Here is a 26,066-nt window from a genome sequence, read left to right on the forward strand (position 1 = left end):
CCTCGTGACGTTCACCTGGGAGTCTGGGCCGGCTGCGAGAGTTGCTCAGCACCAGAATCGAGAGGACACCCATGCGAGAGATCTTCGACGCCGAGCTGCAGCAGATCGGTGAGGGACTGGTCGAGATGAGCCGGCTGGTCGAGTCCGCGATCACGCGGGCCGGCGCCGCGCTGCTCGACGGCGAGCACCAGCTCGCACAGGACGTCATCGCCGCCGATCACGAGATCGACCGGCTCGAGAAGGACCTGGACGAACGCTGCGTCCACCTGCTCGCGCAGCAGGCCCCCGTGGCGACGGACCTGCGGATCGTCATCAGCGCCCTGCGCATCAGCGCCACGCTGGAGCGGATGGGCGACCTCGCCCAGCACGTCGCCGAGGTGGCCCGCGGGCGGTACCCGGCGCCCGCCGTGCCGGACCTGGCGCGAGAGACGTTCGTGGGCATGAACGAGGCCGCGACGCTCGTGGCCCGCCGCACCACCGAGCTCCTGGCGACCCGCGACATCGCGCTGGCCGTGGAGATCGAGCAGGGTGACGACGCCCTCGACCAGCTGCACCAGGACACGTTCGCCGCCACCCTGTCCCCGGGCTGGACGGGCACCGCGCAGGAGACCGTGGACGTCACGCTGCTGGGTCGCTACTACGAGCGGTTCGGCGACCACGGCGTCTCCGTGGCACGGCGCATCACGTTCCTCGTGACGGGCGACTTCGACGCGGAGCGCCCCGCCGTCACCGAGGCCTGAGCAGCGCAGCACCGCTGCCGGCCCGCAGGTTCACGCCGAACCTGCGGGCCGCAGTGCGTTCGAGGCGCGCACGCGGCGCTGCGGGTCCGTGAGGACGTCGACATCGGGGACAGGACCGACGACGACGGCGACGCGCCCGCCGTGGGGTGCGTCGCCGTCGTCCGGGTCGTCCGGGTGGTGCCGGTGTGCCGGCCTACTTGCCCTGGTTGGCCACGGCCGCGATGGCGTCCTTCGCGGCCTCCGGGTCGAGGTAGGTGCCGCCCGGGTTGGTCGGCTCGAGCGTCTCCTCGTCGAGCTCGTAGAGCAGCGGGATGCCCGTCGGGACGTTGAGCCCGGCGATGGTCTCGTCGTCGACGCCGTCGAGGTGCTTGATGATCGCGCGCAGCGAGTTGCCGTGCGCGGCCACCAGGACCGTCTTGCCGGCCTGCAGGTCGGGGACGATCTCGCCGTCCCAGTAGGGCAGGGCCCGCTCCAGCACCTGCTTGAGCGCCTCGCTGCGCGGGATCGGCTCGCCCGCGTAGCGGACGTCGGAGTCCTGCGAGAACTCCGAGCCGAGCTCGATCTCGGGCGGCGGCACGTCGTACGAGCGACGCCAGAGCATGAACTGCTCCTCGCCGTACTGGTCGCGGACCTGCTTCTTGTCCTTGCCCTGGAGGTCACCGTAGTGGCGCTCGTTGAGGCGCCAGCTGCGCTTGACCGGGATCCAGTGGCGGTCCGCGGCGTCGAGGGCGTAGTTCGCCGTCATGATGGCGCGGCGCAGCAGGGAGGTGTGCAGCACGTCGGGCGTGACGCCCGCCTCCTTCAGGAGGGTGCCGCCGCGCTTCGCCTCCCCGATGCCCTTGTCCGACAGCGGGACGTCGACCCAGCCGGTGAAGAGGTTCTTGGCGTTCCACTCGCTCTCGCCGTGGCGGAGCAGCACGAGGGTGTAGGTCATGCCTCCATCCTGCCCTGCCCCCCGGGCCGGACGCACCATCCGGCCGGATCGCGGACGCCGACCGTCCGTCGTCCCGCCGTCGGGCCACCCGCCGTCAGGCGTCCGTGCGCTCCAGGACGAAGACGGGGATCTCGCGGTCCGTCTTCTGCTGGTACTCGGCGTAGTCGGGCCAGGCCTCGACCGCGCGCTCCCACCACGCCGACTTCTCCTCGCCGGTGACCTCACGGGCGACGTAGTCGTGCTTCTCGGTGCCGTCCTGCAGCTCGACCTGCGGGTTCGCCACGATGTTGAAGTACCAGACGGGGTGCTTCGGCGCACCGCCGAGCGAGGCGACGACGGCGTAGGCGCCGTCGTGCTCCACGCGCATCAGCGGGGTCTTGCGCACCTTGCCGCTCTTGGCGCCGATCGTCGTCAGGATGACGACCGGCTTGCCCCGCAGCGTGGTGGCCTCGGTGCCGCCCGAGGACTCGTACTTGTCGACCTGGTCGGCGGCCCAGGTGGACGGGCTGGGAACGTACTCTCCGGTGATAGGCATGTCCGCGGCAACGCCGTCGTGCGGGTCGGGCATTCCCGAATCGGTCGCTCCGGTCAGGGGCGGCAGTCGACGGCGACGGCATGACGCCAGGAGCTGCCCTCCAACCGGATCCGGACCGAGGCGTACCGGACCGTGCTGCCCTGCTCGACGCACTCGGGCAAGCCGTCGTGGTGCCATGTCCCACCGGCGTCGATCCACGTGATCCCGTCGGGTGAGAAGCCCGCGACCGAGTGCCCCGTCTCGAGGTCGCCGAACGTCACGAACCGGGGCTCCTCGCTCCCGGTGGGAACAAGTTCCGCCCGGCCCTCGGTCCAGCTCGCGGTCTCCGTACCGGTCCGGCCCAGCCAGAACGCCAGCAGGATGGCGGCCGCGACGGCGACGAGCCGGCGACGGTGGCGTCGCACGTCGGGACGGTCACGGCGGGCCGGAGCAGCATCGGTCGTCACGACACCGCATCCTTCCCTACCCGTACCGGCCGTGGCGCGGGCGTATCAGGGAGCATCGCCCTCCTACCTCGGCGCGGGCGGCACTACCTCGGCGGTTCGCGCCCTACCTCGGCGCGGGCGGCACTACCTCGGCGGTTCGCGCCCTACCTCGGCGGGGGCGGCACTACCTCGCGCGGCGGACCTTGCCGGCCTGCTCGTACACGTCGAGCATCGCCGCGGCGGCACGGTCCCAGGAGAACCGCTCGCTCGCCCGGCGTGCACCGGCCGCGAGCCGGGTGAGCCGTGGCTCGTCCGCGAGCAGCGCGGTCAGCTCCCGCGCCCACGTCCACGGGCTGTGGTCGCCCACCAGCACCCCCGAGACGTCGTCGACCACCACGGTCTGGAGCCCGCCCACCGCCGCGGCCACCACGGGTGTCCCGCAGGCCTGCGCCTCCGCCGCCACCAGGCCGAAGGACTCGTTGTGCGACGGCACCGCGACGACGTCAGCCGCCCGGTACCAGTCGGCGAGCTCGTCGCGCGGCACCGGCGGGCGCACGTCCACGTGCTCGGTGACCCCTACCTGGTGGGCCAGGGCCTCGAGCTCGCGCACCGCCGTCGGGCGCCCGCTCGCACCGCCCAGCACCACGAGGCACGGCAGCGCGCCGTCGTCCCGTGAGCCCGCCGGGTCCGCATGGTCCGCCATGACCCCGAGCGCGCGCACCAGGACGTCCGGGCCCTTGAGCAGCTGTACCCGCCCGGCGAAGAGCACCACCGGCCGGTCCGTGGGCAGGCCGAGCCGCTCGCGCAGCGCACGCCGGGCCTGCGCCGTCGTCCCCGCGGCGGGCGCCGACGGCGCGAACTCCTCCAGGTCGACGCCCGGGGCCACCACGTGCACCCGGTCCGGGTCCGCACCGCAGTAGCGGACCAGGTCGTCGGCCTCCTCCCGCGTCGACGCGACGAGCGCGTCCGAGGCCTCGACCACCTGCTCCTCACCGATGACCCGCCCCTGCGGCTCCGGGACGTCGCCCGGCGCGAGCGCCGCATTCTTCACGTGCGCCATCGTGTGCATGGTGTGCACCAGCGGGACGTCCCACCGCTCGGCGGCCAGCCACCCGACCTGCCCCGAGAGCCAGTAGTGCGAGTGCACGACGTCGTACCAGTCGGCCGGGCGGTGCGCCTCGGCCCGCAGCACCCCGGCCGTGAACGCGCAGAGCTGCCCGGGCAGGTCGTTCTTGTCGAGCCCCTCGTACGGCCCCGCCGCGACGTGCACCACCCGGATGCCCGGCCCCACCTCGACCACCTTCGGCTGGGCCGACGTCGTCGCGCGGGTGTAGATCTCCACCTCGGCCCCGCGTCGGGCCAGCGCCCGCGACAGCTCCAGGACGTAGACGTTCATCCCGCCCGCGTCCCCCGCACCCGGCTGGTCCAGCGGCGAGGTGTGGACCGAGAGCATCGCGACGCGCGGACCGGGCCGGGCCGGGGTGGTCATCGTGCCACCACGACGCATGCCGGCGGCGTCGCCCACGGCACGCGGGAGACGACCTCGCCCGCGCCGGAGCCGGCGTCCAGCCGCACCGCCGCCAGCTCGCTGGACCCCTGCAGCGCCACGACCACCAGCTCGGTGCCGTCCTCGGCCAGGACCTCGTGGTGCCGGGGCCAGCCGCCGTCCCCGAGCGGGGTGTCCGCGAGGTGCGTGAGCTCCGGTGCGGCGCCGTCGGCCACCGCGTGGACCGCGAGGACGTCAGGCCCCCGCAACCCCAGGTGCAGCCGCGTCCCGTCCGCGCTGAGCGTCAGGTGCCCGCCGAACTCCTCGCCGGCGACGGCGCCCGGCCGGACCGGCACGGCACCCGCGTGCTCCCAGCCGTCACCCGACGGGACCAGCACGTGGAGCCGCGCGTCGAGCTCACCGACCACCACCAGCGCACCGCTCGGCAGGACGACGAGGTGGCGAGGACCGGTGCCGGCGGGGAGTCGGGCGGCCACGTCGTCCTCCGCCGGGGTGCGGCCCGGGTCGGCATCGACCGGGTAGCGCCGGATCAGGTCGGCGCCGAGATCGGTGACCAGCACGTGGTCGCCCACGGCCGTGACCTGGTGGGCGTGCGGCCCCGCCTGCCGGTCCGCGACCGGGCCGGTGCCCTCGCCGACGTGGACCGCACGGTGGTCCGCCGCCGGGGCGCCGTCGTCGGCCACCGCGACCGCTGCCGCGGCGCCGTCGCCGTAGTTCGCGACCCACACGGTGTGGGGCGTCGCCACGACGTGGCACGGGTCGTCACCGCCCGAGGCCAGACCCCCGAGCGGTGCGAGGCCGTCGTCGTCGGACACCTGCAGGGCCGTCAGGCGGCCGGGCGCCGTCTCCGAGACGGCGTAGAGCGCCGGCACCTGCGGGTGCAGCGCGAGGAAGGACGGTGCTGCCACCTCGGCGACGAGCGTCGGGGTGCCGAAGGCTCCGGTGCCCGGGTCGACCTCGATCCGCCACACGCCCTCGCCGGTGCCCGGCGTGCTGCCGGCGGGATAGGTGCCGATCCACAGGTTCCGGGAGCTCGAGGAGATCATGGGTCAAGCGTAGGCTCCGGCGGCAGCGCCGGCGGGCCGGGGACGACGCCGGCCGACGGCGGCGGGGCCCGGACAGCACCGCGCCCCGGCGGGGCTGATCCGACCGGGGCGCAGGCTGGTTGTGGTGCGGGTCAGTGCGCGGCCTCGTAGGCCTCCAGGACGCGACCCGGGATGCGGCCACGGTCGTTGACCGTGTGGCCGTTGTCGCGAGCCCACTCGCGGATCTTCTGCAGCTGCTCGCGGTCGGTGCGACCGCGGCGCGAGGACGTCGCGGCGCGGGGGGCGGTCTTCGCCGCCGTCTTGCGTCCGTGCCCGATCCACTGGGACAGGGACTCACGGAGCTCGGCAGCGTGCGCTGCAGAGAGGTCGATCTCGTACGACACGCCGTCCAGCGCAAAGGTGACCGTCTCGTCACCCTCGCTGCCGTCGATGTCGTCGATCAGCACGACCTGTGTCTTCTGAACCACGCTGTCACCCTCCGGTGCCTCGAATTGATTGAGCGATTCGAGCATGCACGAGCAGGGAATGAAAAGTCAACTCAACACGACGAGTCCCGACTTCTTCATTGCCGCGGCCGAGTCATTCCCGGAATTGCTTCTCCGCCGCCGCCCGCGCCTCGGCATCATGGAGCTCGAGTGCCGCGCGCTCGTTCCGGTCGGCCCGCACGATCTTTCGCATCACCAACCAGAAGAGCAGGCCCACCCCCACGGAGGGGACGAGTCCTGCGAGCACCGCCCAGAACGTATCCATGACCTGCCTTCTCAGTGCGTCGGCTTGACGAGCGGGAACAGAATGGTCTCGCGGATTCCCGCACCGGTGAGTGCCATGAGCAACCGATCGATACCCATCCCCATTCCTCCGGCCGGGGGCATCGCAAACTCCATCGCCATCAGGAAGTCGTCGTCGAGACGCATGGCCTCGTCGTCGCCGGCCGCCGCCAGCCGCGCCTGCGCCTCGAAGCGCTGCCGCTGGATCACCGGGTCGACGAGCTCGGAATAGGCCGTGGCGAGCTCGAACCCGCGCACGTAGAGGTCCCACTTCTCGACCTGACCCGGCACGCTGCGGTGGTCGCGGGTGAGCGGAGACGTCTCGACAGGAAAGTCCCGCACGAAGGTCGGTGCGTGGAGATGATCACCGACGTGGTGCTCCCACAGCTCTTCGACGAGCTTTCCGTGATTGGCCTTCTTCGGGTCGACCGCGATCTCGACCTTGTCGGCGAGAGCCGTGAGGTGCTCCACCGACGTCTCGGGCGTGATCTCCTCACCCACGGCGGCCGAGAGGGAGTCGTACATCTTGATGTCCGCCCACTCGCCACCGAGGTCGTACTCCTCGCCGTCGGCCAGCGTGACCAGCGTGGTACCGAGGACGTCCTCGGCAGCCTGTTGCACGAGATTCTTGGTGAGCGCGGCCATGGTGTCGTAGTCACCGTAGGACTCGTACGCCTCGACCATCGCGAACTCGGGCGAGTGCGAGGAGTCCGCACCCTCGTTGCGGAAGTTGCGATTGATCTCGAAGACGCGCTCGACGCCGCCGACCACGGCCTTCTTGAGGAACAGCTCCGGCGCGATCCGCAGGAACAGCTCCATGTCGTAGGCGTTCATGTGCGTCTCGAACGGCCGCGCGGTGGCGCCCGAGGCGACCGTCTGCAGCATCGGCGTCTCGACCTCGAGGAAGTCGCGCCGGTGGAAGTTCTCGCGCAGCGAGCGCACGACGCCCGCCCGGACGCGCACCATGTCACGCGCCGCGGGGCGCGCGATGAGGTCCACGTACCGCTGGCGGACGCGCGCCTCCTCCGACAGCTCCTTGTGCAGCACCGGCAGCGGGCGCAGCGCCTTCGCCGCCATCTTCCACTCGTCCGCGAAGATGCTCAGCTCGCCCCGGCGGGACGCCCCGACACGCCCGTGGACGAACAGGTGGTCACCGAGGTCGACGTCGGCCTTGAACGCCGCCAGCGACTCCTCGCCGACGACCTTCTGGCTGAGCATCGCCTGGAGCCGGTTCCCCTCGCCGTCCTGCAGCGACACGAAGCAGAGCTTGCCCGTGTTGCGCAGGAACACGACGCGACCCGCGACCCCGACGAGGTCGTCCGTCTCGACACCGGGCTCGAGGTGGCCGTACCCGTCGCGGACCGCGGCGATCGTGGTGGTGATCGGCAGGCTGACGGGATACGCCTCGCCGCCCTCGGCGATGATGCGGTCGCGCTTCTCGAGGCGCACTCGCAGCTGCTCGGGGAGGTCGTCGGGCAGGTCGTCGGGCACAGGTGAGCCGGGATTCGCGGGGGTCGTCACCGTTCGATTCTACGGCCCGGCGGAACCTCTCCCCCCACGTTGCGGGTGCACGACACGCCGTCGGCAGGATCAGTCGAGCGGCGTGTCGTGCACCCACAGCGGGGTGGGGGGCGGGGCGACGGCGGCGGTACCGTTCGGGTGTGACCACGCCCGACAGCACCCCGGACCACGCCCCCGCCGCCGTCACGCCCGGCCTCGACGCCGGATGGATCGCGCGCACGGTCGAGACGGCGCTCGACGAGGACCTCGGCCCCGCGCCCGGCCGGGACGTCACCACCCAGGCCACCGTGCCGCCGTCGGCCACCGGGACCGCCGATCTGGTCGCCCGCGAGGAAGGCACCGTCGCCGGGCTGGTGACGGTGACCGAGACGCTCCGCCAGACGGCCCGCCGGCTCGGCCTGCCCGAACCCGAGGTGACCTTCCACGCCCAGGACGGCTCCGCCGTCGTGCCCGGGCAGGTGCTGGCCACCCTGACCGGCAGCACACAGGTGCTGCTCGTCGCGGAGCGCACCCTGCTCAACCTGGCCTCCCGGGCCTCCGGCGTGGCCAGCGCGGCCGCCGCGTTCAGCCGCGAGCTCGCCGGCACCGGCGCCCAGGTGCTCGACACCCGCAAGACCACGCCGGGGCTGCGCGCGCTGGACAAGTACGCGGTGCGCGCGGGCGGCGGGACCAACAAGCGCATGGGTCTGTACGACGTCGCGATGGTCAAGGACAACCACGTGGTCGCCGCCGGCGGGGTGGGCGCCGCGATCCGGGCCGTGCGCTCCACGTTCCCCGACGTTCTCGTCCAGGTGGAGGCCGACACGACCGCCCAGGCCATGGAGGCTCTCGACGCGGGCGCCGACTTCCTGCTCCTGGACAACATGCCCATGCCGGTGCTCGCCGCGACCGTCGCCGCCGTCCGCGAGCGCCAGGGGCGCGACGGCGTGGCGGAGCACGTCGAGCTGGAGGCGACGGGCAACCTCACCCTCGACCGGGCGCGGGAGGTGGCGTCGACGGGAGTGGACTACCTGTCGGTCGGGGCGCTCACGCACTCCGCGCCGATCCTCGACCTCGCGCTCGACCTGCGGGCCTAGCCACTACCTCGGCGCGAGCCGTACTACCTCGGCGGGCGGGGCACTACCTCGGCGCGCGGGGCACTACCTCGCGAGGAGGGTGCCGTCGGCTCCGAGCGAGACCGTGACCCGACGCTCCCACGCCGGGTCGCGGTCCGGGAAGTCCGTGCGGAAGTGCCCGCCACGGCTCTCGGCCCGCAGCCACGCCGCGCGCACCAGCGCCCGCGCGACCTGGTGGACGTTCGTGGTCTCCCACTCCGCGGTCTGCGGCGCCGCCACCACGTCCGCCTCCCGGTGGGCCGACGTCGTCACACCGGCCAGGGCGGCGTCCGCGCGTTCCAGCGACGCGGCAGAACGGACCGGGCCCGCGCCGTCGGACGCCGCCCGCTGCACCCGCGAGCGGGCCGCCGCCGCGACGAGCGCCGCGTCACCCGGGCGGTCGACCACCTCCGGCGCGTCGCGCAGCTCACCCGCCTCGAACCGCCGCACCACGTCGGCCGCGGCCCGGTGCGCGAACACCAGGCCCTCCAGCAGCGAGTTGGACGCGAGCCGGTTGGCGCCGTGCACCCCGGTGCACGCGACCTCGCCGACGGCGTACAGCCCCGGCACCGACGTACGGCCGTGCAGGTCGGTGACGACGCCGCCGGAGTGGTAGTGCTGGGCCGGGGCGACGGGCACCGGCTCCTCGGTCCAGTCGATCCCGGCCTCGAGCAGTCGGGCGGTGATGCCCGGGAACCGGCGGCGCAGGAAGTCGGCACCCAGCGCGCGGGCGTCCAGCAGCACGTGGTCGGCGGAGGTCGCCGCCATCTGCCGCACGATGGCGTGCGCCACGACGTCGCGCGGCGCGAGCTCCGCCATCGGGTGCGCGTCCGGCATGAACCGCTGCCCCGCGACGTCGAGCAGCAGCGCACCCTCGCCGCGGACGGCCTCGCTGATGAGCGGCAGCTGGCCGCGCGCCCCGGCGCCGAGCCACAGCACGGTGGGGTGGAACTGCACGAACTCGAGGTCGCCGAGCTCGGCACCGGCCCGCAGCGCCGCCGCGATGCCGTCCGCCGTCGCGCCGGGCGGGTTGGTCGAGGAGCGGAACACCTGGCCCACTCCCCCGGTCGCGAGGACGACCGTGGGCGCGAGGACCGCCCCGACGCCGTCGCGCGACCCCTGCCCGCGCACGTGCAGGGTCACGCCGGCCACGGGCCCGGGCCCGTCCGACGACGGCGCCCCGGTCAGGACGTCCAGCACCAGGGCGTTCTCGATCACCTCGATGCCGGGGTCGTGCTGGACGGCCTCGATCTGCGCGACCAGCGCGCGGGAGATCTCCGCCCCCGTGGCGTCACCGCCGGCATGGGCGATCCGGTCGGCGCGGTGACCGCCCTCGCGGGTGAGCGCGATGCCGCCGTCGGCCCCGCGGTCGAACGTCGCGCCGCGGGCCACGAGCTCGCGCACGCGGTCCGGGCCCTCCGTGACGAGCACCTCGACGGCCGCGGGGTCGCTCAGCCCGCCGCCCGCCACGAGGGTGTCGTGCTGGTGCGCCGCCGGGGTGTCGTCGGGGTGCAGCACCGCGGCGATCCCGCCCTGCGCCCACACGGTCGACCCGGAGGACAGCTCCGCCTTGGTCACGAGCAGCACGCGCGGCACGCGGGTGCGCAGCTCGAGCGCGGCGGTGAGCCCGGCGATCCCGGACCCGACGACGACGGCGTCGGCGCGCGTCGTCCAGCCCGGTGCGGGGGCGGCGAGGGAACGGGCGAGCCGGGCGGACCTCACCGGGCCGCGAGCGGGATGCCGGAGCTGACCAGCCCGAAGCCGTCCGGCACCTGACCCGGGTCGTCGTCGACCTGGACGATCCGGTTCTCGCCGTCCACGAACACGACGTGCGGCAGGAAGCTGCGTGCGTCGGCGTCGGCGAGCATGCCGTAGGCGATGATGATCACGGTGTCGCCCGGGTGGACCAGGTGCGCGGCGGCGCCGTTGATGCTGATCTGCCCCGACCCGGCCTCGCCGGGGATGACGTAGGTGGTGAGCCGGGCGCCGTTGTCGACGTCCACGACGTCGACCTGCTGACCGGGGATCAGGTCCGCCGCCTCGAGCAGGTCGTTGTCGACCGTGATGGATCCCACATAGTGCAGGTCCGCCTGGGTGACCGTGGCGCGGTGGATCTTGCCGATCATCATCGGGCGCTGCAGCGAGGCCGGGCGGCGCGGGGGCGCGCTCGGCACGGGGGCGTGCGAGCCCACGGACGAAGCAGTCTGGTCAGTCACGAGATGCCTCCTGGCCTAGGGTTTCGCTGCCGTCGGAAGGCGCGACGACGTCCACGGCCTGGTTGTCGATCAGTCGGGTGGTCCCCACGCGCGCCGCGACGAGCAGGAGCGCGGGTCCGGTGTGCTCGGCGGGAACCTCCTCCACGGTATCCGGGTCGACGAGCGCGAGGTAGTCCACCACAACGTCGGTGGCCTCGTTGAGGATTCCCGAGGCCGTCGCCCGGACCGCCGCGGCACCCGCGCCGTCGGCCGCACGCTCCGCCCCGGCCCGCAGCGCGCGGGACAGCGCCAGCGCGGAGCGGCGCTCGGCGTCGGACAGGTACGCGTTGCGGGAGGAGAGCGCGAGGCCGTCCTCGGCGCGGCGGGTGGGGACGCCGACGATCTCCACGTCGAGGTCCAGGTCACGCACCATGCGCCGCACCGCCAGGAGCTGCTGGGCGTCCTTCTGGCCGAACAGCGCGACGTCCGGGCGCGTGGCGTGCAGGAGCTTGAGGACCACCGTCAGGACCCCGTCGAGGTGCCCGGGCCGGAACGCGCCCTCGAGCACCTCGCCGATCCGGCCCGCGCTGACGCGCACGATCGGGTCGCCGTCGGGGTAGACGACGTCGGGCGTCGGCGCGTAGACGACGTCGGCCCCCGCGCCGGCGAGCAGCGCGACGTCCCGCTCGAGGTCGCGCGGGTAGCTGTCCAGGTCCTCGCCGGCACCGAACTGCAGCGGGTTGACGAAGATCGTCACCAGCACCTGGCCGCCGGGCCCGGCCTCGGCCCGGGCCCGGCGCACCAGGTCGAGGTGACCCTCGTGCAGCGCACCCATCGTCATGACGACGGCGCGCCGGTCGGTGACCTCGGGCGCGGTGAGCGCCCACGTGGCCATGGCGTCCTGCAGCCGGGACCGGGTCTCGACGACCACCGGGAGCCGGGGCTCGTCGTGCGCGTCGTGGGCGGGGGCGGTCATTCGTGCTCCTTGCGAGGTTCGTCGAGGGCGTCGAGCAGCACCCGGGCCGCGACGTCGTCGATCCGGTGGCTCGCCAGCGCGCGGCGCGTGGCGCCCCGGGCGAGCTCCGTGTAGGTGGCCGGGACGTCGGTCGCCCCGGTCCGTGCCGCGAGGTCCCCGAGGACCTCGAGGTGGGTGGCCACCGTGCCCGCGTCGCCGCGGGACACCGGGCCGGTGAGTGCGGAGATCGCGCCGGGGCCGACGCCGTCACGCACGTCGGCGGAGCGGGTCGCGCCGTCGAGGGCCGCGCCCAGCAGCGGCGCCAGGACCCGGCCGGGATGCTCGATCCCGGCGGCCTCCAGCGCCTGGGCGGCCTGCGCGACCAGCACCACCAGGTGGTTCGACCCGTGCGCCAGCGCCGCGTGGTAGAGCCCGCGTGCCGCCTCGTCGACGACGACGGGCTCCCCGCCGATCTCGACGACCAGCGCCTGGCCGATCGGCAGCACCGCTCCCGGGCCCGTCACGGCGAACGTGCAGCCGGTGAGGCGGGCGAGGTCGAGCGAGGTGCCGGTGAACGTCATCGCCGGGTGGACCGCCAGCGGGATGGCGCCGGCACGCTGGGCCGGGGCGAGCACGTCGGTGCCGTAGCGGCCCGAGGTGTGCACCACGATCTGCCCGCCCTGCCAAGCACCGACCTCCGCGAGCCCGGCGACCAGGCCGGCCAGGGCGTCGTCGGGCACCGCCAGCAGGACGAGCTCCGCCCGTTCGACGACCTCGGGGATCTCGAGGTTCGCCACGCCCGGCAGGAGCGTCTCGATGCGTTCGCGGGAGTCGTCGGAGACGCCGCTCGCCCCGACCACCGCGTGCCCCACCGAGCGCAGCGCGCTGCCGAGCACCGCACCCACGCGGCCCGCGCCGACGACGCCCACGCCGAGACGGCCCGGTCGGGTGGTGGCCGCCGGGTCCGGCGTGCCCGACGGCGGCACGGCAGTCACGCGTCGCCCTCGGGTCGCGCCGGCCCCGCGTCAGGCTGCATGTCGGGCTGCGTGTCGGGCTGTGCGTCCGACTGCGCGGCGGCCACCGCGGCCACCGTCTCCATCCAGCGCTCCGGCGTCTGCTGCGCACGGGCGGTACGGGCGCGCACCGCCTGCTCCGCGATGAGCCGCGCCGCGTCCGGGGCGTCCAGGTGGTGGACGGCGGGGCTGATCGGGCCCGGCGTCGAGTGCACGGTGAACGAGGCCACGCCCCGGCGTCGCTGCCACGGGCCCTGCTCGAGACCGAGCGACTGGGTGCGCTCGTGCGGCACCACCGCGAGGCGCCGGGTCAGGCGCCCGCCGCGCAGCAGCAGCGCACGGTCGGTGACCACGAAGCCGTTGCGGCGCCACGTCAGCGGGTCGAGGATGCGGGCCCGGCGCGGGCTCGTCGTGAAGCTCACGTCCGTGCGGGCGTCGCCCGTCAGCCCCTCGTCGACCAGCGCGGCCGGGTCCTGCGTGCCGAGGTCCGGGAGCACGAGCCACAAGGCGGTGAGCGCCTCCTGCCGTGGGCCCACCGGCAGCAGCACGCTCTGCGTGTCCGTGCCCTCGACGCCGTACCCGGCGACGTTGACCTTGATGCGCCACCAGTCCTTGCCGCGCCACCAGATGCCCTGGGTGAGCTCGATGGCCTGCACCCGGCCCGGCGGGATCGTCTGCGCACGGGTCTCCAGGAGTCCGTGGCGCAGCCGGATGCCGTCCGGCGAGACCGCCGCCCGGAAGCCGAACTCGCCCGCGAACCGGTTGAACAGGAACGTCCCCACGCCCAGCAGGGCCGGCAGCAGCGAGAACAGGATCCCGAAGTTGCGGGTGGCGGCCACGCCCACCCCGACCGCGATGAGGACGGCCAGGATGATCCAGACCACGGGCAGACGGACCAGCGAGGCCACCAGCCGGCCCGGCGGCACCTCGTAGACCTGGTTCTCGGGGGCCTCGGCCGGAACGGTGGCCCCGAGCACCGCGGGGTCCGGGGCGTCGGCGGCCACGGCGGACCCTCGCGGCGCCTCGGCCTCGGCGTCCGGCACCGGCGCGGCGGCGGTGCCGGAGTCGTCGGTGGCCACCGCAGGGGCCGTCGTCCCGGCGGTCACCGCGCCGGCGCGACGGGCCTTCACCCCGGCAGCTCTCGCGAGCAGGTCCGCGCGCAGCTCGGTCGCGTCGTCGAGGCGCAGGAACCCGATCGCCACCGCGGAGTCCGTGCCGCCCGCGACCTCCAGCGTCAGCTCCGCCAGCCCGAAGATCCGGGCCAGGAGCGGCTGGCGCACGTCCACCGCCTGCAGCCGGTCGAGCCGGGCGTGCCGCTGCTGGCGGAACAGGATGCCCTTGCGCAGGTGCGCGGCGTCGTCGTCGACCGCGTAGCTCGTCATGCGCCAGGCGAGCGCGGCGTACCCGAAGACGATCGAGAGCACGACCAGCACACCGAGGGCGAAGACCCACCACAGCCGCGCCAGGTCGTCGACGATCTCGCCGTACGGGACGCCGTCGAAGCTCTGCTGCGCCACCACGAAGAGCAGGGCGACGATCACCGCCCAGCCCCGGACGAACGGCGTGACCGGGTGGACCCGCCGCCACTGCTGCTGCGCCGGAGGCTCCGGGCTCTGCGCCGGGCGCGACGCCGAGGAGGGCACCGGGCCGCTGTCGCTCACAGACCCGCCAGCCTTGCCTCACCGCGCGCGGTGAGACGGTCGCGGAGTCGCTCGGCCTCGTCCGGGGCGAGGCCCGGGATGACGGCGTCGGTGCTGGCGGCCGCCGTGTGCAGCTGGACCTTGGCGATGTCGAGCTTGCGGTCCAGCGGTCCCGCCTCGACGTCGACGAACTGCATGCGTCCGTAGGGCACCACGACGAGCTGGCGGAACAGGATGCCCTTGCGGATCAGGAGGTCGTCGTCGCGCTCGGCGTACCCCATGGCCCGGACCTGCCGGGGCACGAGCAGCACCGTCCACAGCAGCAGCGCCGCCAGGACGCCGGCGGGGATCCACACCCACGGCGTCACGAGCGCCGCCACGACGGCGCAGGCGACGAGCGGGAGGCCGAACGTCAGGGCGAGGACGACGAGCCGGGCCGTGATCAGCCGGGGCGAGACGCGGTCCCAGGTGACACCGGGCGGGTCGAACGGGCCCGCGGGCTGCGCGGCAGGATCGAGCGAGGTCATACGTTCATCCTGCCATCCCGCGCGGTCAGGACGTGATCGCCTCGGCCTTGCCGTCGTCGTCCTCCGGCGGCGGGACCTCGCAGAACTTCTCCACGACGAGCCCCACCACGCTCAGCGCCACCGCCGCGAGGGCCGCGACGCCGGACACGACGGCCTGGTCCCGCCGGGCCTCGACCTCGAGCTCCGGCAGCACGACGAGCACGTGCGCCACGTACCGGCCGGCGAGCAGCGCCCCGGTGTAGGCCGCCGCCTTGGCCATCGCGAAGGTCCGCGCCGCCCGCAGGCCGGACAGGTCCGGCCGGTCACCCCGCAGGTAGGCACGCACCGACCAGCCGGCACCGAAGATCAGCCCGGCCAGCAGCAGGATCGCGAGGACCTCGACCCACGCGGCCCCCGGCACGTAGACGCGCCGCGACTCCAGCAGCCGCAGCAGCAGCGCACCGACGACCGCGACGACGGCCGCGACCGCCGCCAGGGTGCGCAGGCGGGTGCGGCGCACGTCAGGGGCGTCCGGGGTCGGCGTCCGGCGCGGGCGGGATCGGTGCGTGCTGGTGCGGCGCGGGGACCGTCGCCTGCTCGACGTGCCCGGAGTACGGTGCGGGCGGGCTCGCGGGGGCCGGGCTCACCGACGGCGGGGCCACCGTGCGGTGCGGCTCGGCGTAGACCGGCTGCGGGCGGGTGCTCTGGACGGGCGGCTCCGGCGCGTAGTCCGGCTGCGGCGCATACTCCGCCTGCGGTGCGTACCCGAGCTGCGGTGCGTAGTCCGCCTGCGGGGCGTAGTGCGGGTACTGCTCGGACGGGCGCTCGGGCGCGTGCTCCGGACGTTGCTCGGCGGCGGGCGTCGGCTCCGGCGCCGCGTACGAGGTCGGCTCCTGGGCGGCGGGGACGAACGCCGGCGGCTCCTGGCGCTCCGGCACCTGCTCCGGCTCGTAGACCCAGGCGGCCTGCGCCGTCGGACCCGTCGACGGCGGGCCGTCCTGACGCGGCACGGGGACGGACGGGGGCATCGGCCCGGGCGCGGGCGGCAGCGGCTGCGGCACCGCCGGGTCGCCCTGCGCCGGGGTGTACGGCCCGGCGGGCGGCTGTGCGTCGCGGACCGGCAGCGCAGCATGCTGCTCCTGCTCCGGCTGCTGCTGCTCCGGCTGCTCCGCGTACTCCGCGGGCTCCGGCTCGGCCGCCGCCTGGGGCTGCGCGGCGACCGCGCCGGTCGTGGCCGGCTCGGTGAGCCAGTCCAGCGCCAGCCAGCGGATGCCCGGCCGGTCCGGTGCCGTCGCGGCAAGCTGCGCCACGGGGCCGCCACCGAGGCCGCCCAGCACCGCGTCCGGGTCGACCTCGGCCCACGGGACCAGCACGAACGCCCGCTCGCGCGCCCGCGGGTGCGGCAGCTCGAGGTCCTCGGCGCTCGCCACGAGCCCGTCGTACTGCACCAGGTCCACGTCCAGGGTGCGCGGGCCCCACCGCTCCTCGCGGACGCGGCCGTGCATCAGCTCGACCTCCTGGCACGCGCCGAGCAGGTCGCGCGGCGGCAACGTGGTCCGCACGATCAGCACGGCGTTGAGGAAGTCCGGCTGCTCCGGCCCGACGGCGGCGGTCCGGGCCAGCGGGGAGACCTCCATGACCTGCAGCCCGGGGATGCGGTCGATGTCGGTCACGGCGGCGCGCAGCGTGCCCTGGGGGTCGCCGAGGTTGGAGCCCAGGGCGAGGACCGCCTCGACCGGACCGGACGGCGCGGCGTCCAGCGGGTCGGCCGGCGCGGCTGCGGCCGGCTCGGGCTCCGGGGCGGACTCGGGCCCCGGCGTCGGCTCCGGCTCGGAGGCGGACGCGGCTGCGGGGGTGGGCTCGGGCGCCGGGACAGGCGCGAGCTCCACCGGGATCGCGGAGATCATCGTCTCGCCGGTGTCCGGGACGTGCGCCGACTGCTCGGCCACCGCGACCGGTACCGGGCCGGACGGCGCGGGCACCGGGGCCGGCGGCACCGGCGGCGGCTCCGGAGCGGTGGCCGGTTCCTGCGCGGCGGGCACGCTGACCGCCGGCATCCGTTCGCGGTCGCGGCGCACCACGATCTCGACGTCGTCGAACGGCACGCTGATGGGCGCCTGCGGCTTGTGCACACGGACGTCCACGGCCTGCACGGGGCCCCGCTCGAGCACCACCGCGGCGATCCGCTCGGCGACGGTCTCGACGAGGTCCGCGGGCGAGCCGGCGAGCACGTCGTGTACGTCCTCGGCGACCTCCGCATAGCTCACCGTGGCGGCCAGGTCGTCGGAGCTCGCCGCGGCGCGGGTGTCCAGGTGCAGCACGACGTCGGCGCGGAACGTCTGCCCCTCGGCACGCTCCTCGGGGAGCACGCCGTGGTGCCCCGTCGCGGTCACGCCCGACAGCCGGATCTGGTCGAGGGGCTGCCCGTCCGGGCCGGGTACGGCATCGGCAAACGTCACGGGGTGGCCTCCGTCTCGTGGTCCGGCGACGCGACGTGGTCGCGCCCCGGAAAGGTCTTCTCCTGGGTGGTGCGGGCTGCGTCCCAGGCGGCTGCGACGCGCACGGCGTCAACGCTCGCACGCGCGGCATGCACGCGCACGCACCATGCCCCGGCGTGTGCGGCCAGCGCGGAGATGGCCGCGGTGGCGTCGTCGCGGGCCAGCGGGGGTGCCGGTTCACCGGCGTCGGTCGCGAGCAGGTGCCCCAGGAACCGCTTGCGGGACGCCCCGACCAGCACGGGCCGGCCGAGCGTGTGCAGCGCGTCGAGGTGTGCCAGCAGGGGCCAGTTCAGGGCCCCGGCCTTCGCGAACCCGAGGCCCGGGTCGAGGACGATCTGCTCGGGCGCCACCCCGGCGTCGTGCAGGGCCGCGAGGCGCTCGCCGAGCTCTGCACGGACGTCGACGACGACGTCGTCGTACGTCTCGAGGTCGTCCATGACGTCGGCGTGGCCGCGCCAGTGCATGGCGACGTAGGCGGCGCCCGTCGAGGCGACGGCGTCCGCCATCGCCGGGTCGGCGAGGCCGCCGGACACGTCGTTGACGATCCGGGCGCCCGCGGCGACGGCACGCTCGGCGACCGCCGCCCGCGTCGTGTCGACGGAGACGACCGCCCCGGCCGCGGCGAGCCGCCCGATGACGGGGATGACGCGCTGCAGCTCCTCGGCCTCGCTGACGCGCGCGGCCCCGGGCCGGGTCGACTCGCCGCCGACGTCCAGGATGTCCGCACCCTCCGCGAGCAGGTCCAGGCCGTGCTGCACGCCGGCGTCCGGCTCGAACCACTCGCCGCCGTCGGAGAACGAGTCGGGGGTGATGTTGACGACCCCCATGACGAGGCAGCGTCCGGTCGCGGTGAGCTCGGGGAGCCCGGCGACCACGGCGTCGCGTCCAGCCATGCGGACTACCGTCCCAGGATGAGGCTCATCGCCTCGGCACGGGTCGCGGCGTTCTGCATGGCGCCCCGCACCGCCGAGGTCACGGTCCGCGACCCGGGCTTGCGCACGCCGCGCATCGACATGCACAGGTGCTCGCACTCGACGACGACGATGACGCCGCGGGGTTCCAGGATGCGCACCAGGGCGTCGGCGACCTGCGTGGTCAGCCGCTCCTGCACCTGGGGCCGCCGGGCGTAGACCTCGACCAGGCGGGCGAGCTTGGACAGCCCGGTGATCCGGCCGTCGGCGCTGGGGATGTAGCCCACGTGGGCGACGCCGTGGAACGGCACCAGGTGGTGCTCGCAGGTGGAGTACACCTCGATGTCCTTGACCAGCACCATCTCCTCGTGACCGAGGTCGAACGTGGTGGTCAGGACGTCCTCGGGGTCCTGGCGCAGCCCGGCGAAGATCTCCCGGTAGGCGCGGGCGACCCGGGCCGGGGTGTCCACCAGGCCCTCGCGGTCGGGGTCCTCGCCGACGGCGACGAGCAGCTCACGGACGGCGGCCTCGGCGCGCTCGGCGTCGTAGGCCGGCACGTCGGCGGCAGGCCGCACCCCGATGGACACCGCGGTCAGCGGCAGGTCCTCGTCGCTCACGGACTCTCCTCGGAGGTCTCCTCGTGGTGGCCGCCGTCGCGCGGCTCGCCGGCAGCACGCGAGATGCGCCCGGTGACGTCGGAGCGTGCCGCCGCCTCCGCCTCGACGTTCCCGACGACGGCGGCCTCGTCCTGCGGGACGCCCGGCGTGCCGTTGGTCGAGTAGGCGGCCTTCTCGCCGTCGGTCATGACCGGTCCGCGGGTGTGCACGGCACGCTGCTCGCTCGAGAGCCACACGTCGCGGGCCGGGCGCTTGACCACGGGGCCGAAGATCTCGGCCAGCTCCGCCTGGTTGAGCGTCTCCTTCTCGAGGAGCTGCAGCACCAGGTCGTCCAGGACGTCGCGGTACTGGGTCAGGACCTCCCAGGCCTCGTCGTGGGCAGCCTCCACGAGGCGACGGACCTCGTGGTCGACGGTGCCCGCCACGGCCTCGGAGTAGTCACGCTGGTGGCCCATGTCCTTGCCGAGGAACGGCTCGGAGGAGGCGGAGCCGAGCTTGATGGCCCCGACCTTGTCGCTCATGCCGTACTCCATCACCATCTTGCGGGCGATGGCGCTGGCCTTCTCGATGTCGTTGCTCGCACCCGTGGTCGGGTCGTGGAACACGATCTCCTCGGCCACGCGGCCGCCCATGGCGTACGCGAGCTGGTCGAGCAGCTCGTTGCGCGTGGTCGAGTACTTGTCCTCCGTGGGCATGACCATCGTGTAGCCGAGGGCGCGCCCGCGCGGCAGGATCGTCACCTTGGTGACGGGGTCGGTGTACCGCATGGCCGCCGCCACCAGGGCGTGCCCGCCCTCGTGGTACGCGGTGATCTTCTGCTCCTTGACCTGCATGACGCGGGTGCGCTTCTGCGGGCCCGCGATGACGCGGTCGATCGCCTCGTCCAGCGCGCGGTCGTCGATGAGCTGGGCACCGGAGCGCGCGGTGAGCAGCGCGGCCTCGTTGAGCACGTTCGCCAGGTCGGCGCCGGTGAACCCGGGGGTGCGGCGCGCGACGGCGGCCAGGTCGATCTCGTCGACCATGGGCTTGCCCTGGGCGTGCACCCGCAGGATCCGCTCACGACCCTTGAGGTCCGGCGCCTCCACGGCGACCTGACGGTCGAAACGGCCGGGGCGCAGCAGCGCCGGGTCCAGGATGTCCGGGCGGTTGGTCGCGGCGATGAGGATGACGTTCGTCTTGACGTCGAACCCGTCCATCTCCACGAGCATCTGGTTGAGCGTCTGCTCGCGCTCGTCGTGCCCGCCGCCCATGCCCGCGCCGCGGTGGCGGCCGACGGCGTCGATCTCGTCGACGAAGATGATCGCGGGGGCGTTGTTCTTCGCCTGCTCGAACAGGTCGCGGACGCGCGAGGCACCCACGCCGACGAACATCTCGACGAAGTCGGAACCGGAGATCGTGTAGAACGGCACCCCGGCCTCGCCCGCGACGGCGCGCGCGAGCAGGGTCTTGCCGGTGCCGGGCGGGCCGTACAGCAGGACGCCCTTCGGGATCTTCGCCCCCACGGCCTGGAACTTGTCCGGCTCGGCGAGGAACTCCTTGATCTCGTGCAGCTCCTCGACGGCCTCGTCCACGCCGGCGACGTCGTCGAACGTCACCTGGGGCATGTCCTTGCTGATGAGCTTCGCCTTGGACTTGCCGAAGCCCATGACCCGGTTGCCGCCGCCCTGCATGCGGGACATCACGAACCAGAAGATCGCGAGGATGATGAGGAACGGGACGAGGAACGACAGCATCGATCCCCAGAAGGAGGCCTGCGGCACGTCGGTGTCGTACCCGTCGGGCAGGTCCGCGCCCTCGACGGCCGCGACGACGTCCTCGCCCTGAGGAGCCACCCAGAAGAAGTCGACCTTCTCGCCGTGGTCCACCTCGTCGTCGGTGTCCTCGTCGACGACGTAGGGCTCCGAGAGGTCGAGCTCGACCCGTTGCTCACCGTCAACGATGAGGGCGTGCTCCACCGTGTCACCCTGGAGCAGCTCGAGGCCCTGCGACGTCTCGACGCGGCTCACGCGCTCGCCCGTGAAGGCCGAGAACGCGAGCGCGACGAGCACCAGGCCGAGCACGATCCAGATGATCGGTCCGCTGAAGATCTTCTTGAGGTTCATCCGTGACGGGGCGCTGCCCCGCTTCCCTTCGTCCGGGCGGTGGTTCGATAGGCGAAACTACACGGCCGTCCTGAGAGTTCCCGGTGTGTTCGCGCAGGGCTCAGCGCACGTCAGGCGTAGACGTGCGGTGCGAGCGTCCCGATGAACGGCAGGTTGCGGTACTTCTCGGCGTAGTCGAGGCCGTAGCCGACCACGAACTCGTTGGGGATGTCGAAGCCGACGTACTTCACGTCGACCTCCACCTTCGCGGCGTCCGGCTTGCGGAGCATCGTCGCGATCTCGACCGACTCCGGTCCGCGGGAGCGCAGGTTCTGCACCAGCCAGGACAGGGTGAGACCCGAGTCGATGATGTCCTCGGCGATCAGGACGTTGCGCCCCGACAGGTCGGTGTCGAGGTCCTTGAGGATCCGCACCACCCCGGACGACTTGGTCCCGGAGCCGTAGGAGGACACGGCCATCCAGTCCATCGAGACCGGGTGGTGGAGGCGGCGCGAGAGGTCGGCCATGACCATGACCGCACCCTTGAGCACCCCGACCAGCAGCAGGTCCTTGCCCGCGTAGTCCGCGTCGATCTGGGCGGCCATCTCGTCCAGCCGGCTGCCCAGCTGTTCCTCGGTGAGCAGGATGTCGGCGAGGTCGCCGGCGACGTCCGACTGGTCCACGGGCTACTCCTCATGGTGCGGGATGGGTTCCGCGCCGGGAACCGTGCCCGAGCGCAGGACCAGCCTGCCACACGCGCGCGTGGCCCGTGCGCCACCGGGCAGGTGCACCTCGCGCTGACCGCGCCACCGCACCACCAGGGCGTCGAGCGCCGTGACGTGCCGCGACGTCGTCGTCCCCGCAGGACAGCCTGCGGCCAGGGCCGCGGCACGCAGCACCCGACGGCGCAGCGCGGCGGGTGCCTCGGCGAGCGGTGTGACGTCGAGCACGACGGCGTCGCCGGCGTCCGTCGGGCCCGTCCCCCCGGTCCCGGCCGGAGGACCGCCGGGAGGGCCGGCCGGGACGCGCGCCGCGGCCAGCAGGTCCGCGGCGAGCGCGTCGAGCAGGTCCGCGTCGTCGCGGAGCTGGTCCGCGCTGCGCCCGAGCGCTGCCACCGCGCCGGGGCCGAGCACCTCCTCGAGCGCCGGCAGCAGCCGTCCGCGCACGCGCGAGCGAAGCGGTGCCCCGGCCGCGGACGCGTCGTTCGTCGGGTCCTGCCACGGCGCGAGGCCGACGACGGCGCACACCCGCTCCGTCTGGGCGCGCCGCAGCCCGAGGAACGGGCGGCGGTAGGGGCCGCGACGCCGCGGCATCCCCGCCAGCGAGCGTGTCCCGCTCCCCCGGGCGAGGCCGAGCAGCACCTGCTCCGCCTGGTCGTCCAGCGTGTGGCCCAGCAGGACCGCGGCCGCGCCCGTGGCGGCGACCACGTCGTCGAACGCCGCGTAGCGGGCGTCGCGCGCCGCGGACTCCGGGCCGCCGGCCACCGGGTCCACCTCGACGCGACGCACCACCACCGGGTCGAGGCCCAGCTCGCGGCACTGCTGCGCGGCCCGCCGGGCCACGCCGTCGGAGCCGGGCTGCAGGGCGTGGTCGACGACGACGGCGCCCGCCCGCACCGCGTGCCCCCGGGAGCGCACCGAGCGGCCGACCCGTCGCGACTCCGTGGCGAGCGTGGCCGCGAGCGCCGACGAGTCCGGGCCGCCCGAGCAGGCCACGAGCACCAGGGCGTCGGGCGGGAGGTCGGCGAGCTCGCCGCGCACCGCGGCGCGGGCGGCGGCGAGGGCGGGGTCGACGCGGGCCACGGTCTCAGCCGTGGACGCGGCGCACCCAGGCCCGCGCGTCGTGGATCTCCCGCGCGGACGGCAGGTGCTCGGGGGCGGCCCACACGGCGTTCAGCGCGTCACGGCCGGCGCGCTCCTCCACGGCGCGCACGAACCGGGCGCCGTCGCGGTACTGCGCCAGCTTGGCGTCCATGCCGAGGACCCGCCGCAGCACCGCGTCGAACCGGGGTGCGCCCTCGCCGTCGCGCCGCTTCTCGAACCGGGACCGGATGGTGCGGACGCTCGGCACCACGCGCCGGCCGACGGCGTCCATCATCACGTCGGCGTGCCCCTCCAGGAGCGCCATGACGGCGGTGATCTCGGCGAGCACGCGCTTCTGCTCGGCGCCCAGGACCTGGTCGAGCGGTGTGGTGAGCTCGCCGCGGACGGCGTCGAGCACGGTGCGCCCGACCAGGGCGGCCTTGTCCCGCCACGGGGCGTGGGCCAGGCCCATCGAGGTGGTGGTGACGTCCTGCAGGAGGGTGCCGAGCCGGCCGGCGAGGTGGTCCGCGAGCCAGGGTGCGGCGGCGAACTGCAGGGCGTGGGTCTGCTCGTGCAGGCAGACCCAGAGGTGGAAGTCGCGGCGGTCCAAGCGCAGCGCCTGCTCCGCGGCGAGCACGTTGGGCGCCACCAGCAGCAGGGCCGGCCGGCCCTCGCCGTAGGGGTCGAACTGGCCGAGCACCTTCGACGACAGGAGCGCGAGGAGCCCGCCGACCTCGGCCGCTCCGGCCAGCCGGGCGGCTCCGGACCCCGCCGACGGCGCGTCCTTGCCGAGGACGGCGAGCGCCGGCGCGGTCATCGCCGCCATCGAGCGGGTGTTGGCCAGCGCCCAGGTGGCGCGGTCGACGACGCGGACGTCGCCGAGGTCGGGTCGCGGCACGCGGACGCGGCGCAGCCGGCCGTCCGGGTGGTGGTCCCGCTCGACGTCGGCCCCCGTCGCGGGACGCATCCGCGTCACCCGCAGGACGTGCGGGACGGCGTCGTGGGCGGCCGTGCGCAGCGACCCGACCAGGTCGTCGAGCTCGCCGCGCGTGGCGACGGGTCCCGGCCGCGCGACGCGACGGGCGATCTGTGCGGCCGTCGACCAGTCGACGAGGGCGGTGCTCGGTGCGGTCACGGGTCCACGGTAACCGCGGCGGCTACGAGCAGCCGCAGGCCGCGAGGTCTCCCACGAAGTCGTCGAAGAGCAGGTTGGCGCCCACCGAGCCGCCCTCGGGGATGCGGTCGGCGACCAGCGCGAAGACGAGCAGCCGGTCGTCGTCCGTGACCACGGTGCCGGCGAGCGCCCGGACGTCGGGCAGGCTCCCCGTCTTCGCCTCCGTGTAGCCGCGGCCGGGGTTGTCACCACCGAACCGGTCGGCGAGCGTGCCCTCGAGGCCGGCCACGGGCAGGCCGGTCACGGCTGCGCGCAGCTCGGGCTGCGCCGCGGCCACGAGGAGGCTGTCGACGAGCTGCTGCGCGCTCATGCGCGAGCCCGTGCCGAGCCCGGACAGGTCGGTGAGCACAGCGCCCGACAGGTCCACGCCCTGGTCCTCGACGGTGGCGAGCACCTCGCTGACGGCCGCGTCCGCCGAGCCGGGCAGGCCGGCGTCGATCGCGACGAGCCGTCCCACCACTTCCGTGAGGGTGTTGTCGGACTCCTCGAGCAGGTAGCCGACGAGGTCGCCGAGCGGTGCGGACTCCACCCGGCCGACCTCCACCGCCGACGACGGCGCCGCCTGCCGCACGATCTCTCCGGACACCTCGATGCCGCGGTCGGCCAGCGCGTCGGCGAACGTGCGGGCGGCGGCGAGCGCGGGGTCCTCCTCGCGGCGGGCGTACTTGTCGTCGGTGAGCCGGGCGGCGTCGACGGCGAGCGCGGCCACGGGGGCGACGTAGCCGTCGGCCGCGTCGCTGGCCCGGACCGTGGGGGCGATCGCGGGCCCGGTGAAGAGGGTGTCGTCGACGGCGAGCGTCACGGAGTCCGTACCGGTCAGGCGGATCTTCGCCGCCACCTGGTCAGCGAGGTCGCCCAGGCCGGCGTGGCCGTTGACCGCCGTGGGATCGCCCTCGCCCGCCGCGAGCAGCATGTCGCCACCGCCGACGAGCACCAGCCGGTCGTCGCTGTGCAGCATCGCCCGCGTGACGAGCCGGGTGTCGCCGCCGGGCCCGGCGTAGGCCGCCACGGCGGTGAGGATCTTCTGGGTGGACGCCGGGATCATCAGCCGGTCCGGGGCGGACTGTCCCAGCGTCGTCCCCGTGGCGCCGTCGGCGACCAGCACCCCGACCCGCTTGCCGAGCCGGTTGTCGCCCGCCAGGTCGTCGACCAGGTCGTCGACGGCGGCGGCGTCCGGCACGGGGGCGTCCTGCGACACGGCGGGGAGCACGGCGGAGGGGCTCGGGCCGGTGGTCGCGCCGGGGGCGTCGGGGAACGGCGCGGGGGGCTCGGGGGCCGGTTCGAGGGTGACCATGCCGGGCACGACGTCGTACGCGTCGGCCACCAGGTAGCCACCGAAGAGGGCCACGACCGTCGTGACGGTGGCGCCGATGCTCAGCCGCCACCCCATGCGGTCCTCCCCGTTCTCGTGAACCTGGTCACAAGCAGGCTCCGTCCCCCGCATTCTCGCACGTTCTCGCGCTCGAGCAGCACCGCGCCACGGCGTCCGGACGGCGTCTGCGTGGCACACTGGGGCTGCGCGCACGCCCCGAGACTGGAGGAACAGTGGAGTTCGACGTCACGATCGAGATCCCGAAGGGTCAGCGGAACAAGTACGAGGTCGATCACGAGTCGGGCCGGATCCGGCTCGACCGGATGCTGTTCACCTCGACCCGCTACCCGGACGACTACGGGTTCATCGAGGGCACCCTCGGCGAGGACGGCGACCCGCTCGACGCACTCGTCCTGCTGGAGGAGCCCACGTTCCCCGGCTGCCTCATCAAGTGCCGCGCGCTGGGCATGTTCCGGATGCGCGACGAGGCGGGCGGCGACGACAAGGTCCTGTGTGTGCCGCTCGGTGACCAGCGCGCCGCGTGGCGCCAGGACATCGACGACGTCTCGGACTTCCACCGCCTGGAGATCCAGCACTTCTTCGAGGTCTACAAGGACCTGGAGCCGGGCAAGTCGGTCGAGGGTGCGCACTGGGTCGGCCGCGAGGAGGCCGAGGCGGAGATCGAGCGCTCCTTCCAGCGGGCGAAGGACTCCGGCTACAGCCACTGACGCGTCGCACCGGCGGCCCCCTCCCCCTCGACGGGCGAGGGGGCCGCCGTCGTCTCACGCTGTGG

General features: G+C 74.3%; 26 protein-coding genes. 3 read left to right on the forward strand and 23 right to left on the reverse strand.

Annotated elements, in window-relative coordinates; genetic code table 11:
- The first annotated feature begins 71 nt into the window (after window positions 1–71).
- Window positions 72–740, forward strand: coding sequence for a phosphate signaling complex protein PhoU (gene phoU / locus MWU57_RS04840; protein ID WP_106266120.1), 669 nt, complete (start codon window positions 72–74; stop codon window positions 738–740).
- A 193-nt stretch (window positions 741–933) separates the two neighbouring features.
- On the opposite strand, the gene MWU57_RS04845 is transcribed toward phoU, so the two are convergent.
- The 8 genes from MWU57_RS04845 to lysS form a co-directional block, all read right to left on the reverse strand.
- Complete coding sequence (locus MWU57_RS04845; RefSeq protein ID WP_106266122.1) at window positions 934–1,674, reverse strand: phosphoglyceromutase; 741 nt, start codon at window positions 1,672–1,674, stop codon at window positions 934–936.
- 94 nt (window positions 1,675–1,768) lie between these two features.
- Entirely contained in the window at window positions 1,769–2,209 is a 441-nt protein-coding gene (locus MWU57_RS04850; protein ID WP_246907610.1) for a nitroreductase family deazaflavin-dependent oxidoreductase, read from the reverse strand.
- 53 nt (window positions 2,210–2,262) lie between these two features.
- Window positions 2,263–2,655, reverse strand: coding sequence for a hypothetical protein (locus MWU57_RS04855; RefSeq protein ID WP_246907612.1), 393 nt, complete (start codon window positions 2,653–2,655; stop codon window positions 2,263–2,265).
- A gap of 163 nt (window positions 2,656–2,818) precedes the next feature.
- Window positions 2,819–4,123, reverse strand: coding sequence for a D-inositol-3-phosphate glycosyltransferase (gene mshA, locus MWU57_RS04860; protein WP_246907613.1), 1,305 nt, complete (start codon window positions 4,121–4,123; stop codon window positions 2,819–2,821).
- Window positions 4,120–5,187 (reverse strand): beta-propeller fold lactonase family protein, encoded by a 1,068-nt coding sequence (locus MWU57_RS04865; RefSeq protein ID WP_246907615.1) that lies wholly within the window; start codon window positions 5,185–5,187, stop codon window positions 4,120–4,122. The genes mshA and MWU57_RS04865 overlap by 4 nt, the downstream gene beginning before the upstream one ends.
- Before the next feature lie 131 nt (window positions 5,188–5,318).
- Window positions 5,319–5,654 (reverse strand): Lsr2 family protein, encoded by a 336-nt coding sequence (locus MWU57_RS04870; protein WP_106266125.1) that lies wholly within the window; start codon window positions 5,652–5,654, stop codon window positions 5,319–5,321.
- 112 nt (window positions 5,655–5,766) lie between these two features.
- Window positions 5,767–5,937: a hypothetical protein gene (locus MWU57_RS04875; protein WP_165799953.1), complete on the reverse strand. Its 171-nt coding sequence runs from the start codon at window positions 5,935–5,937 to the stop codon at window positions 5,767–5,769.
- A gap of 11 nt (window positions 5,938–5,948) precedes the next feature.
- On the reverse strand, window positions 5,949–7,475 hold the full coding sequence (lysS, locus tag MWU57_RS04880; protein ID WP_106266126.1) for a lysine--tRNA ligase: 1,527 nt from the start codon (window positions 7,473–7,475) through the stop codon (window positions 5,949–5,951).
- A gap of 140 nt (window positions 7,476–7,615) precedes the next feature.
- Here lysS and nadC point away from each other — a divergent pair, with 140 nt between their 5' ends.
- A complete protein-coding gene (nadC, locus tag MWU57_RS04885) occupies window positions 7,616–8,551 on the forward strand; it encodes a carboxylating nicotinate-nucleotide diphosphorylase (protein WP_246907617.1) in 936 nt (311 codons plus the stop codon).
- Between the two features lie 63 nt (window positions 8,552–8,614).
- Here the strand turns inward: nadC and MWU57_RS04890 are convergent, their stop codons facing one another.
- The 15 genes from MWU57_RS04890 to dacB all read right to left on the reverse strand — a co-directional run bounded on the left by MWU57_RS04890 (window position 8,615) and on the right by dacB (window position 25,351).
- The gene (locus tag MWU57_RS04890) at window positions 8,615–10,291 is read right to left on the reverse strand and encodes an L-aspartate oxidase (RefSeq protein ID WP_246907619.1); all 1,677 of its coding nucleotides are present in this window, start codon (window positions 10,289–10,291) and stop codon (window positions 8,615–8,617) included.
- Complete coding sequence (panD, locus tag MWU57_RS04895; protein WP_246907698.1) at window positions 10,288–10,698, reverse strand: aspartate 1-decarboxylase; 411 nt, start codon at window positions 10,696–10,698, stop codon at window positions 10,288–10,290. Before panD ends, MWU57_RS04890 begins: the two co-directional genes overlap by 4 nt.
- A 79-nt stretch (window positions 10,699–10,777) precedes the next feature.
- Window positions 10,778–11,740, reverse strand: a complete 963-nt coding sequence (panC, locus tag MWU57_RS04900; protein WP_246907622.1) for a pantoate--beta-alanine ligase — start codon at window positions 11,738–11,740, stop codon at window positions 10,778–10,780.
- On the reverse strand, window positions 11,737–12,714 hold the full coding sequence (locus tag MWU57_RS04905) for a Rossmann-like and DUF2520 domain-containing protein (RefSeq protein ID WP_246907624.1): 978 nt from the start codon (window positions 12,712–12,714) through the stop codon (window positions 11,737–11,739). The genes panC and MWU57_RS04905 overlap by 4 nt, the downstream gene beginning before the upstream one ends.
- The gene (locus MWU57_RS04910; RefSeq protein ID WP_246907625.1) at window positions 12,711–14,393 is read right to left on the reverse strand and encodes a PH domain-containing protein; all 1,683 of its coding nucleotides are present in this window, start codon (window positions 14,391–14,393) and stop codon (window positions 12,711–12,713) included. Before MWU57_RS04910 ends, MWU57_RS04905 begins: the two co-directional genes overlap by 4 nt.
- Window positions 14,390–14,899 (reverse strand): PH domain-containing protein, encoded by a 510-nt coding sequence (locus MWU57_RS04915; RefSeq protein WP_246907627.1) that lies wholly within the window; start codon window positions 14,897–14,899, stop codon window positions 14,390–14,392. The genes MWU57_RS04910 and MWU57_RS04915 overlap by 4 nt, the downstream gene beginning before the upstream one ends.
- 25 nt (window positions 14,900–14,924) lie before the next feature.
- Window positions 14,925–15,398, reverse strand: a complete 474-nt coding sequence (locus MWU57_RS04920) for a DUF3180 domain-containing protein (RefSeq protein WP_246907629.1) — start codon at window positions 15,396–15,398, stop codon at window positions 14,925–14,927.
- Window position 15,399: 1 nt separating this feature from the next.
- On the reverse strand, window positions 15,400–17,337 hold the full coding sequence (gene folK, locus MWU57_RS04925) for a 2-amino-4-hydroxy-6-hydroxymethyldihydropteridine diphosphokinase (protein ID WP_246907631.1): 1,938 nt from the start codon (window positions 17,335–17,337) through the stop codon (window positions 15,400–15,402).
- On the reverse strand, window positions 17,334–18,269 hold the full coding sequence (gene folP / locus MWU57_RS04930) for a dihydropteroate synthase (RefSeq protein ID WP_246907634.1): 936 nt from the start codon (window positions 18,267–18,269) through the stop codon (window positions 17,334–17,336). The genes folK and folP overlap by 4 nt, the downstream gene beginning before the upstream one ends.
- A 5-nt stretch (window positions 18,270–18,274) precedes the next feature.
- Window positions 18,275–18,874 (reverse strand): GTP cyclohydrolase I FolE, encoded by a 600-nt coding sequence (folE, locus tag MWU57_RS04935; protein ID WP_181340719.1) that lies wholly within the window; start codon window positions 18,872–18,874, stop codon window positions 18,275–18,277.
- A gap of 26 nt (window positions 18,875–18,900) precedes the next feature.
- A complete protein-coding gene (ftsH, locus tag MWU57_RS04940; RefSeq protein WP_106266139.1) occupies window positions 18,901–21,006 on the reverse strand; it encodes an ATP-dependent zinc metalloprotease FtsH in 2,106 nt (701 codons plus the stop codon).
- Window positions 21,007–21,116: 110 nt separating this feature from the next.
- Entirely contained in the window at window positions 21,117–21,668 is a 552-nt protein-coding gene (gene hpt / locus MWU57_RS04945; RefSeq protein ID WP_106266141.1) for a hypoxanthine phosphoribosyltransferase, read from the reverse strand.
- A gap of 3 nt (window positions 21,669–21,671) precedes the next feature.
- Window positions 21,672–22,787, reverse strand: a complete 1,116-nt coding sequence (gene tilS, locus MWU57_RS04950; protein WP_246907636.1) for a tRNA lysidine(34) synthetase TilS — start codon at window positions 22,785–22,787, stop codon at window positions 21,672–21,674.
- A 4-nt stretch (window positions 22,788–22,791) separates the two neighbouring features.
- On the reverse strand, window positions 22,792–23,922 hold the full coding sequence (locus tag MWU57_RS04955; protein WP_246907639.1) for a zinc-dependent metalloprotease: 1,131 nt from the start codon (window positions 23,920–23,922) through the stop codon (window positions 22,792–22,794).
- 22 nt (window positions 23,923–23,944) lie between these two features.
- Window positions 23,945–25,351, reverse strand: coding sequence for a D-alanyl-D-alanine carboxypeptidase/D-alanyl-D-alanine-endopeptidase (gene dacB, locus MWU57_RS04960; RefSeq protein ID WP_246907640.1), 1,407 nt, complete (start codon window positions 25,349–25,351; stop codon window positions 23,945–23,947).
- 155 nt (window positions 25,352–25,506) lie between these two features.
- Between dacB and MWU57_RS04965 the strand changes: the two genes are divergently transcribed.
- Entirely contained in the window at window positions 25,507–26,001 is a 495-nt protein-coding gene (locus tag MWU57_RS04965; RefSeq protein WP_106266148.1) for an inorganic diphosphatase, read from the forward strand.
- Window positions 26,002–26,066: the final 65 nt, after the last annotated feature.

The organism is Isoptericola sp. S6320L (assembly GCF_023015685.1).
Taxonomy (GTDB): domain Bacteria; phylum Actinomycetota; class Actinomycetes; order Actinomycetales; family Cellulomonadaceae; genus Isoptericola; species Isoptericola halotolerans_A.